The sequence below is a fragment of the Thalassospira permensis NBRC 106175 genome, assembly GCF_000714555.1.
GTDB classification, from domain to species: domain Bacteria; phylum Pseudomonadota; class Alphaproteobacteria; order Rhodospirillales; family Thalassospiraceae; genus Thalassospira; species Thalassospira xiamenensis.
On the sequence record NZ_AUNC01000026.1, the window covers coordinates 26,420 to 35,402 of the forward strand.

Genomic DNA, 8,983 nt, shown 5'->3' on the forward strand with positions numbered 1-8,983 from the left:
ACAAGCTCGCCCGCACGCCCACTTTACAACAGTTCAACGGACACTTTGCAGCAACGCCAAACATCCCGTAAAGTGGTATGACCAATAAAACGAAACGCATTGTCGGCTGGTCTCGGTCGCTGCTGGAGTGTTCAAAACATGCCGCCTGTCAAACCTGCACAATCTTCCGACACGGTTGATGCCAACCGGCCCAAACGGATTGCCGATCAGGTTGCCGACAAGCTTCTCGACATGATCACCGCGGGCATGTTCCTGCCAGGCGACCGTCTGCCAGGTGAACGCCAGCTTGCCGAAGACATGAAAGTCAGCCGCGTTTCGGTCCGTGCCGCCCTGCAAAAACTCAAAACCCGTGGTTACCTGCGCGCGGTTCAGGGCGGCGGCACCGAAGTCCTGTCATCCACCGGGGTCGAAATGGACACCGCGATGACCGATCTTGTCCGGGACTCGCTTAACAATCTGCGCGACCTGCAGGAAATCCGCTGCACGCTGGAAACATGGGCCGCACGGCGGGCCGCCATCAATGCCAGTGACGAGGATATCGAACTACTGCGCATCGCCTACCGGCAGGCCCACGATCCGCGTCGCGCGCCCAAATACCGTGCCGATGATGACCATCGCCTGCATATGATGATCGGCCGCGCCAGCGGATCAATCATCTATTACCACGTCATGAAAATGCTTCACGATGTCCTGCAGGCCGCCCTGACCGAAATCCGCTTTAACAATCTTTCCGGCCCGTCCTTTGACCGGATGGTGCAGGAACATCATTATGCGATTGTCGAAGCCATCGCCGCCCGTGACCCGGACGCCTCGGAAAAAGCCATGTCCGAACATTTACAGGCGGTCATCGAATATTTCAAACTGGCCGCAGTGAACAAACCGAACTGAGCCGCAAATACAAAGACAATGACAAGAACGATAAAAACACGACCAATCAGGGAAACCAGACATGACGACATCGCGCGACACGCTTTTGCAGTTGATGGATGCCGCCCTTAAGGCCGCCGATCCTGCGGTCCAGATTCCGCGCAACCTGCCGACAAAGCCCAAGGGCAAAACCATCGTCATCGGTGCGGGCAAGGCATCGGCGAACATGGCGCGCGCTTTCGAGCAGGCATGGGATGGCGATATGACCGGTCTGGTCGTCACCCGCTATGGCCATGCCGTCCCGTGCGACAAAATCGAAATTGTCGAAGCCTCCCACCCGGTCCCCGATGCCGCCGGGCAAAAGGCCGCCCAGCGTATTCTCGATATCGTCAAATCCGCTGGTCCCGATGATCTGGTGGTCTGCATGATTTCGGGCGGCGGGTCGGCGCTTCTTGCCCTGCCCGGTCCGGGTCTGACACTCGAAGACAAACAGGCCATCAGCAAGGCATTGCTTCATAGCGGCGCGACGATTTCCGAAATGAACTGTGTGCGCAAACATCTGTCGGCGATAAAGGGCGGCAGGCTTGCCGCCGCCTGTGCCCCTGCACGCATGGTCACCTATCTGGTCTCCGATGTGCCGGGCGACGATCCGGCGATCATTGCATCCGGTCCCACGGTTGCCGATCCGACAACCGGGCAGGATGCGCTTGATATCATCCGCCGTTACCGGATCGAAATCCCGCTTGCCGCGACCGAACTCTTGAATAACGACATCCATGAAACCGTCAAACCGGGCGACAAATGCTTCGACGGGCATGAAGTGATCATGCTGTCACGCCCGCAGGATAGTCTGGAGGCCGCGGCCAAAGTCGCCCGCGACCTTGGCATCAATCCGGTCATTCTGGGCGACGCCATCGAAGGCGAAGCCCGCGAGGTCGCCATCGTCCATGCCGGGATCGCCCATCAGGTCGCCAATCACGGCCAACCCGCCACCAAACCCTGCGTGCTGCTATCGGGCGGTGAAACAACCGTCACCGTCCGCGCCAAGGGCGGCCGTGGTGGCCGCAACAGCGAATTTCTGCTCTCCCTCCTGATCCAGTTCCGCGATCACGAAGGGTTCAGCGCGCTTGCCATCGATACCGACGGCATTGACGGCAGCGAAGATAACGCCGGTGCCATCATCGACCCGACAAGCTGGCAAAAGGCCATTTCGGCCGGGATCGATCTTCGGGAATATCTGGCCAATAACGACGCCTATAGCGCATTTGCCAAAATCGACGATCTCCTGATCACCGGCCCGACGCTGACCAACGTAAACGATTTCCGCGCCATCCTGATCGAATAATCAGGGATCAGGATTTCGGCATCCACGGGCGGATCCACTCAAGCCCCGCAACAGTATCGCCATGCGGCTTGTATTCGCAGCCGATCCAGCCGTCATACCCGACCCGATCCAGCATATAAAACAGGAACGGATAATTAAGCTCGCCGCTATCGGGTTCACGGCGGCCCGGCACACCGGCAATCTGGATATGGGCGGTTTTGTCCAGATGCCTGTCCAGACGGGCCGCAATATTCCCGCCGACAATCTGCGCATGATAAATATCGAATTGCAGCGCCAGATTTGGATGATCAAGCTGATCAAGGATCACGGCGGCCTGTTCGACGGAATTTAACAAATAACCCGGCATATCGACCGGATTGATCGGCTCGATCAGGATTTTGACCCCGGCCTGTTCGGCCAGATCGGCGGCATAAAGCAGATTGTCGCAATAAAGCCGCGCCAGTTCCCCGGCATCTTCGCCCTTGCCCATCACACCCGCCATGCAATGCACCATCCTGCATCCGGTCGCGGCTGCGTAATCAAGCGCCTTGACCACGGAATCGCGAAACGCATCCTCCCGCCCCGGTCGGCAGGCAAGCCCGCGCTCGCCCTTTTCCCAATCCCCGGTCGGCATATTGAACAAAACCTGTTCAAGGCCATTATCGCTCAGCAGCGATTTGACACTGGCCATCGGCATGTCATAGGCGCCGACATATTCGACCCCGCCAAACCCGGCCGCCGCCGCCGCGGCAAACCGTTTTTCAAACGGCAGATCGGCAAACAGGAATGAAAGATTGGCACTAAAACGGGGCATTGGGCACCTGCTTGGGGGATGATTTCGGGATGTCATGGTTTCGCATCACCGCCGCCGCGTCAATGCCAAAGCAGGACGGCACTCCGGACACCTTCATCACACGGCACCATCTTTGGCAATTTCGTCCGCCATCCACGCGCCAAATGCCTCGACTTCCCTGATATTGGCACTCCTGCCGGTATGGATCAGGTGATAATGATGCCCTTCCATCACCGGGCCGAACGGCTGCACCAGAAGCCCGGCGGCGATTTCCGAACGCACCATTTCCGAACTGGCCAGAACGACACCCTGCCCCGCAATCGCGGCCTGAATGGCATGGGTATCGTCGCTGAAACTAAGCCCGCTTGATAAATCGACATCATCCAACCCGGCCCGCTTGCACCACCGCGCCCAGGTCGGCGTTGCCTCGTCCGGGCGCAACCATTCCAGATGCAAAAAGGTCTGCCCGCGCAGGTCGTTGGGCTGTTGGATGTTTAACATCGGGCTGCAAACCGGCGCGAACCGGTCGGCAAACAGGGTCTGCACCACCATGCCCGGAAATGGCCCCCTGCCATATCGCACCGCCGCATCGGCCATCCCCGAATGAAGGTCAACCACCTCGGCCGAAGTATGCAGCCGCAAATGAATATCGGGATGTGCTGCCTGAAACCCGCCAAGGCGTGGCAACAGCCACTTGGCGGCAAACGATGCCAGCACCGATACCGTCAGCCCGCGTTGGGGTTTGCGCGCCTTGACCCGGTCAATGGCGGCGGCAAAACCGGCAAAACCATCGCGCAACGTCGGATAAAGCTCCTGCCCGGCGGCGGTCAGTGTCACCTGCCTTGGCTTGCGATCAAACAACCGCACACCAAGGGTTTCTTCAAGCAATCGCACCTGATGGCTGATCGCGGTTGGCGTCACGGCAAGTTCGGACGCCGCCCGCTTGAAACTAAGGTGTCGGGCGGCGGCCTCAAAAGCACGCAGCGTCGCAAGCGGGGGCAAGGGCATATGGATGAACTCAATTCATCTATTGGCTGAGATATTCGATTTTGATCAAAGCCTATATCCAAGTCAAATATGGGGCAACGCAAATCGAAACAGATGAACACAGATTATCACAGATCATCATTAACGATCAAAGGTGCCCCATGACAACCATCCTTCATATCGACAGCAGCGCCCGCCCCGGCCGATCCGACACCCGCGCCCACGGCTCCCACTCGCGCCGCCTTACCGCCAAATTCATCGAACAATGGCGCGCCGCCCGCCCGGATGACGAAATCATCTATCGCGATGTCGGTGCCAATCCGCCCAGCCCCGTAACCGGTGACTGGGTTCACGCGGCCTTCACCAAACCCGAACAGCGCGAAGACTGGATGCATCAGGTTCTGGCCGAAAGCGACGAACTGCTTGCCGAATTGCTGCGTGCCGATGTGATTGTTGCCGGGGTGCCGATGTATAATTTCGGCATGCCCGCCCAGATGAAGGCATGGATCGAAAACATCGTCCGCGTCGGCGTCACCTTCGGCTTTGACCGGTCGCGTGATGGCGTCCCCTACTGGCCAATGCTGACCGGTGGCAAATCACTGGTGGTTTTATCCTCGCGCGGCGATTTCGGATATGATCCGGGTGGACGTGTTGCCCATCTTAACCATGTAGAAGGCGGCGTCTTTGCCCCGCTGGAATATATCGGCATAACCGATCAACATAGTGCCGCCATCGAATATGACGAATTCGGTGACGACCGCACCCAAAAATCCATCGCCGATGCCGAGGCAAAGGTCAAAGATATCGTCCTGCAATTGCAGGCACGTCACACGCAGGATTCAGATGTCGCCATGACGGCCTGAACAACATGACGGCACCATCACCATCACCGGGGGACGAACGCCCCCTCATTCTCCCGGTGGTGTTTTTGCCGGTTTTTGTGCCGGGTTTATTTGTTCCGATACCTCGCCCGCCATCAATCCGGTGATCAGGCGCGCACCCTTTTTACGAAACAGATAGCTCCACACCCACTGCACCATCACAAGCGCGGGCGCGCGCAAACCAATCAGGAAATAGATATGCGCAAGCCCCCAGAACCACCACGCCAGCCAGCCGCGCAGCTTGAACCCGTTCAGGTCAATCACCGCCCGGTGACGACCAATCGTCGCAAGATTTCCGGCATGGCGATAGGCAAATGGTGGTGTTTCGCGGCTTCTCATATGATCGATAATACGCCCGCCAACATACTTGCCCTGCTGCTTGGCTGCTGGCGCAATCCCCGGCACCGTCATACCATCGCGCCACGGCACATGCGCCGCATCACCGATGACAAAAACATCCTCATATCCCGGCACCGACAGATCGGTATTGACCATCACCCGGCCACCCCGATCACATTCCCGCCCGGTCCAGTCGGCCAGATGATCAACCCGGACACCCGCGCCCCAGATGACATTGGCGCTCGGAATAAATTCATCACCGATCTGCGCACCCATCGCGGTAATGTCGGAAACCTGCTGATTGACCCGGACCTCGACCCCGATTTTTTCAAGCGACTTGCGGGTATAGTCCGATAGATCCTCGGGAAAAGCACCCAGCAATCTGGGGCCGCCTTCGGCAAGGATGATGCGTGCATCACGCGGATCAATCCGGCGGAAATCATGGGACAATGCCTGCTTGGCAAGCTCGGCAATCGCCCCCGCCATCTCAACCCCGGTCGGCCCGCCGCCAACCACAACAAAGTTCAGCAACCGCCGACGTTCTTCAGGATCTTCGCTGTTTTCCGCGCGCTCAAACGCCAGAAGCAGGCTTTTGCGGATATCGGTCGCCTCGGTAATGTTTTTAAGGCCCGGTGCGACCATCGCCCAATGATCATTGCCGAAATAGGACGTCACCGCCCCGGTCGCGATCACCAGATAATCGTACGAAAGGTCGCGATCCCCCGCGATGATCCGCTTACCCGGCAAATCAAGCCCGGTAACCCCGCCCATGAAAACGGAAACATTGGGATAGCGGCTGAAAATACTGCGGATCGGCCAGGCGATTTCGGCGGGCGACAGGTCGGCGGTCGCCACCTGATAAAGCAGCGGCTGAAACAGATGATGATTGCGCTTGTCGATCAGGATGACGTCAACCTCATCCCTGCCTGCAAGTTTCCTGGCGGCACTCATGCCGCCGAAACCTGCGCCAACGATTACCACCCGCTTTCTGTCCGTCATGCCGGTCATGCTCCTGTATCGCATTGGTCCGACCCCGGTTCTAGCTAGTCAGGAACGGCGATCATTGCAAGTTATTCAAAAAGAACAATTGGATGGACATTTTTGTCCTCTTACCGGAACGCGCGACAAGCTATTGCGTTCCGATTATAAGATTTTACATTCATCCGCCCCAAGCCCCCCAAGCCCCAAAAGAGGCCCCCATGATCAACGATTTCGCCCTTCATCCGCAACTTGCCGCCGACACCGATCTCGTCACCGATGGCCCGCTATCCCATGTCCTGTTGATGAATGACGCCCGCTATCCGTGGCTGATCCTTGTGCCAAAACGCGCCAATCTGGTCGATTATGATGATCTGAGCGCGGATGAACGCAAATTGCTGGGTGATGAATGCGCGATTGTTTCTGCAACGCTGAAACGCCGTTTCAACGCCGATAAAACCAATGTCGCGATGCTCGGCAACATGGTTCCGCAACTCCATTGCCACGTCGTGGCCCGGTTCAAAAATGATGCCGCATGGCCCGGCCCGATCTGGGGTGTCGGCAAGGCCGAACCTTATGACGAGGAAACCGGCAATGAACGTCTGGCGATCCTGCGGGCTGATCTGATTTCGGCTTTCAAGCATCTGTAATTTCCCGCTTTGCCGCTCCTTGACGCATATCAAGGAAGATGAATTTGGAATAATGCAAAAGACGGACAGAACGAATTTTCGGGATGTCCGTCATGCAACTCGCCCTTTACGAAAAATACGACCTGCGTCTGCCGCGCTATACCAGCTATCCGACCGCACCGCATTTCAGTGCGTCGGTGAATGGCAGGGTTTTCGAAAGCTGGCTGGGTGACCTCGATCCCGCACAACCCTTATCGCTTTATCTGCATATTCCGTGGTGCCGGGAAATGTGCTGGTTCTGCGGCTGCAATACCAAAATCACCAAGCAATATGACCCGGTCGGCAATTTTGTTGTCGCCCTTCGGGCTGAAATCGCAAGCCTGCTGTCAAAGCTTGACCCCGCCCACCGTTTCAAGGTGTCGCACATTCATTTTGGCGGCGGCAGCCCGACGGCACTGAAACCCGAAGACCTGCGCGCGATCATGGCCGACCTGACCGATCGCATCGACATCCTTGACGATGCCGAAGTCGCCCTTGAAATGGACCCGCGCACGGCCACCCCGGAATTTATCGATGCCATGGCCGATTGCGGCTTTACCCGCGCCAGCATCGGCATTCAGGATTTCAACCCGTTTGTGCAACGTGCGGTCAACCGCGTGCAATCGTTTGAGCTGGTCGAAGATGTCATTGCCCGCCTGCGCGCGCACAGGATTTCGGGCATCAATGTCGATCTGATGTATGGCCTGCCGTTCCAGACCGTGGAAAGCATCATCGAAACCGTTGATCAGACGGTCACGCTCAACCCCGACCGCCTGTCGGTATTCGGTTATGCCCATGTGCCATGGATGAAAAAGCATCAGAACCTGATCCCGACCGAAGCCCTGCCTGACACCGCAGCCCGCTGGGCCCAGTACGAAGCCATCCAGACCCAACTGACCTCGCATGGTTACAGCGCCATCGGCCTTGACCATTTCGCCCGCGATGACGACGCCATGGCCATCGCGCAGAAAAGCGGCCTTTTGCACCGGAATTTTCAGGGTTACACCACCGACCGCGCCGAAGCCTTGATCGGTTTTGGCCCGTCTGCGATTTCGTCCCTGCCACAGGGCTATGCCCAGAACGACCCAGCCCTTGCCCGCTGGCAACGCGCGGTCGAGGCCGGAAAATGTGCGATTGAAAAGGGCATTGCGATTAGCAACGAGGATCGCATCCGGCGCGACATCATCAACGAACTGATGTGCAACCTGACGGTTGATGTCGCCGCCATCTGCGCCGATCACGGCACATCCGCCGACCGCTTTACATGCGAAATCGACCGGGTCCGCGCCATGACGCAGGATGGCATTGTCGAAGTTAACGGCACACACATCCACCTTACCGAAAGCGGCCGCCCGCTTGTCCGTGCGGTGTGTGCGGCGTTTGATACCTATCTTGATCACGCCCACGGGCGGCATTCACAGGCGGTCTAGATGTGGCTGTCAACAGGGCCGGATAACCCGGCCCTCAGACCGCTGACAAAGCACTCCCAATCCGATTGTCATTCCCAACCTGATCGGCATTCCCAACCTGACCGTCATTCCCGCGAAGGCGGGAATCCAGCTCTTTCAATGGGGCGCAGATTCCGGGTCTGCGCTCCGCTGCGCCCGGAATGACGATTTGATCAATCGCCAGGCCATTCCTGCCAGCCAACCAGCCCTGCTGCCCTCGACATCACCAAACGCCACCGACCAGGTGGGCTGGACGGACAGGACTGAACCGGATTGCACCAGACCGACCTCGCCCCAGTCCCTGCTGCCCCGAACAAACACCTCGGGCTCTCGATGGACACCACAAACGCACCTCGCCCCAAAGGCAAGAACACTGTCGCATGGCAGGCACAAATCCCGCCATCAATGACCCACGTTTCGGCATCTCCGAACGCACCATCGCCCCGCAGGCAACCGATCCCGCCCGCCGCTCCAGGCAAACCGATCCAAACCCGCCAAGCCAAGCCAAGCCAAGCCCGCCGCCCCCGGCATCGCCAAACGCCACCGCCCGGACGGACCACGCTGCCCTGAACAAGCACCTACCGCCCTCGGTTGACGCCGCAAACGCACCTCACCCCAAGGGCCACACGTTGCCGCATGGCAGGCACACAAATCCCGCCATCGATGACCAACCTTTCGGGACCTCCGAACACACCACC

Annotated in this window: 8 protein-coding genes and 1 pseudogene; 6 read left to right on the top strand and 3 right to left on the bottom strand. The window is 58.3% G+C overall.

The genetic code is table 11. From position 1 onward, the window contains the following. Positions 1-138: 138 nt before the first annotated feature. Together SMB34_RS13770 and SMB34_RS13775 are read left to right on the top strand one after the other, a co-directional pair. Positions 139-888, top strand: coding sequence for a FadR/GntR family transcriptional regulator (locus SMB34_RS13770; protein ID WP_007090947.1), 750 nt, complete (start codon positions 139-141; stop codon positions 886-888). Between the two features lie 61 nt (positions 889-949). Beyond that, positions 950-2,212 carry a glycerate kinase type-2 family protein gene (locus SMB34_RS13775; RefSeq protein WP_037990880.1) on the top strand — a complete coding sequence of 421 codons (1,263 nt, stop codon included), beginning with the start codon at positions 950-952 and terminating at the stop codon, positions 2,210-2,212. 7 nt (positions 2,213-2,219) lie between these two features. On the opposite strand, the gene otnI is transcribed toward SMB34_RS13775, so the two are convergent. Both otnI and gcvA read right to left on the bottom strand, forming a co-directional pair. After that, entirely contained in the window at positions 2,220-3,005 is a 786-nt protein-coding gene (gene otnI / locus SMB34_RS13780) for a 2-oxo-tetronate isomerase (RefSeq protein ID WP_037990881.1), read from the bottom strand. 96 nt (positions 3,006-3,101) lie between these two features. Next, positions 3,102-3,992 (bottom strand): transcriptional regulator GcvA, encoded by an 891-nt coding sequence (gene gcvA / locus SMB34_RS13785; RefSeq protein ID WP_037990884.1) that lies wholly within the window; start codon positions 3,990-3,992, stop codon positions 3,102-3,104. A 140-nt stretch (positions 3,993-4,132) separates the two neighbouring features. On the opposite strand from gcvA, the gene SMB34_RS13790 reads away from it, so the two are divergent. Beyond that, positions 4,133-4,834, top strand: coding sequence for an FMN-dependent NADH-azoreductase (locus tag SMB34_RS13790; protein WP_037990900.1), 702 nt, complete (start codon positions 4,133-4,135; stop codon positions 4,832-4,834). Positions 4,835-4,879: 45 nt separating this feature from the next. Here the strand turns inward: SMB34_RS13790 and SMB34_RS13795 are convergent, their stop codons facing one another. Then, complete coding sequence (locus tag SMB34_RS13795; RefSeq protein ID WP_240478831.1) at positions 4,880-6,190, bottom strand: NAD(P)/FAD-dependent oxidoreductase; 1,311 nt, start codon at positions 6,188-6,190, stop codon at positions 4,880-4,882. Positions 6,191-6,390: 200 nt separating this feature from the next. Between SMB34_RS13795 and SMB34_RS13800 the strand changes: the two genes are divergently transcribed. From SMB34_RS13800 to SMB34_RS21400, 3 genes and pseudogenes are all read left to right on the top strand, one after another. Beyond that, positions 6,391-6,819: an HIT domain-containing protein gene (locus SMB34_RS13800; protein ID WP_037990888.1), complete on the top strand. Its 429-nt coding sequence runs from the start codon at positions 6,391-6,393 to the stop codon at positions 6,817-6,819. A 92-nt stretch (positions 6,820-6,911) separates the two neighbouring features. After that, entirely contained in the window at positions 6,912-8,267 is a 1,356-nt protein-coding gene (gene hemN / locus SMB34_RS13805) for an oxygen-independent coproporphyrinogen III oxidase (RefSeq protein ID WP_037990892.1), read from the top strand. A gap of 398 nt (positions 8,268-8,665) precedes the next feature. Beyond that, positions 8,666-8,983 (top strand): annotated as a pseudogene (locus SMB34_RS21400) (hypothetical protein); the annotation flags it as partial.

Bases quoted from the DNA above. Each gene is read 5' to 3' on its own strand.
- SMB34_RS13770 (WP_007090947.1), top strand. From the start codon at position 139: ATGCCGCCTGTCAAACCTGCACAATCTTCCGACACGGTTGATGCCAAC.
- SMB34_RS13775 (WP_037990880.1), top strand. From the start codon at position 950: ATGACGACATCGCGCGACACGCTTTTGCAGTTGATGGATGCCGCCCTT.
- otnI (WP_037990881.1), bottom strand. From the start codon at position 3,005: ATGCCCCGTTTTAGTGCCAATCTTTCATTCCTGTTTGCCGATCTGCCG.
- gcvA (WP_037990884.1), bottom strand. From the start codon at position 3,992: ATGCCCTTGCCCCCGCTTGCGACGCTGCGTGCTTTTGAGGCCGCCGCC.
- SMB34_RS13790 (WP_037990900.1), top strand. From the start codon at position 4,133: ATGACAACCATCCTTCATATCGACAGCAGCGCCCGCCCCGGCCGATCC.
- SMB34_RS13795 (WP_240478831.1), bottom strand. From the start codon at position 6,190: ATGACGGACAGAAAGCGGGTGGTAATCGTTGGCGCAGGTTTCGGCGGC.
- SMB34_RS13800 (WP_037990888.1), top strand. From the start codon at position 6,391: ATGATCAACGATTTCGCCCTTCATCCGCAACTTGCCGCCGACACCGAT.
- hemN (WP_037990892.1), top strand. From the start codon at position 6,912: ATGCAACTCGCCCTTTACGAAAAATACGACCTGCGTCTGCCGCGCTAT.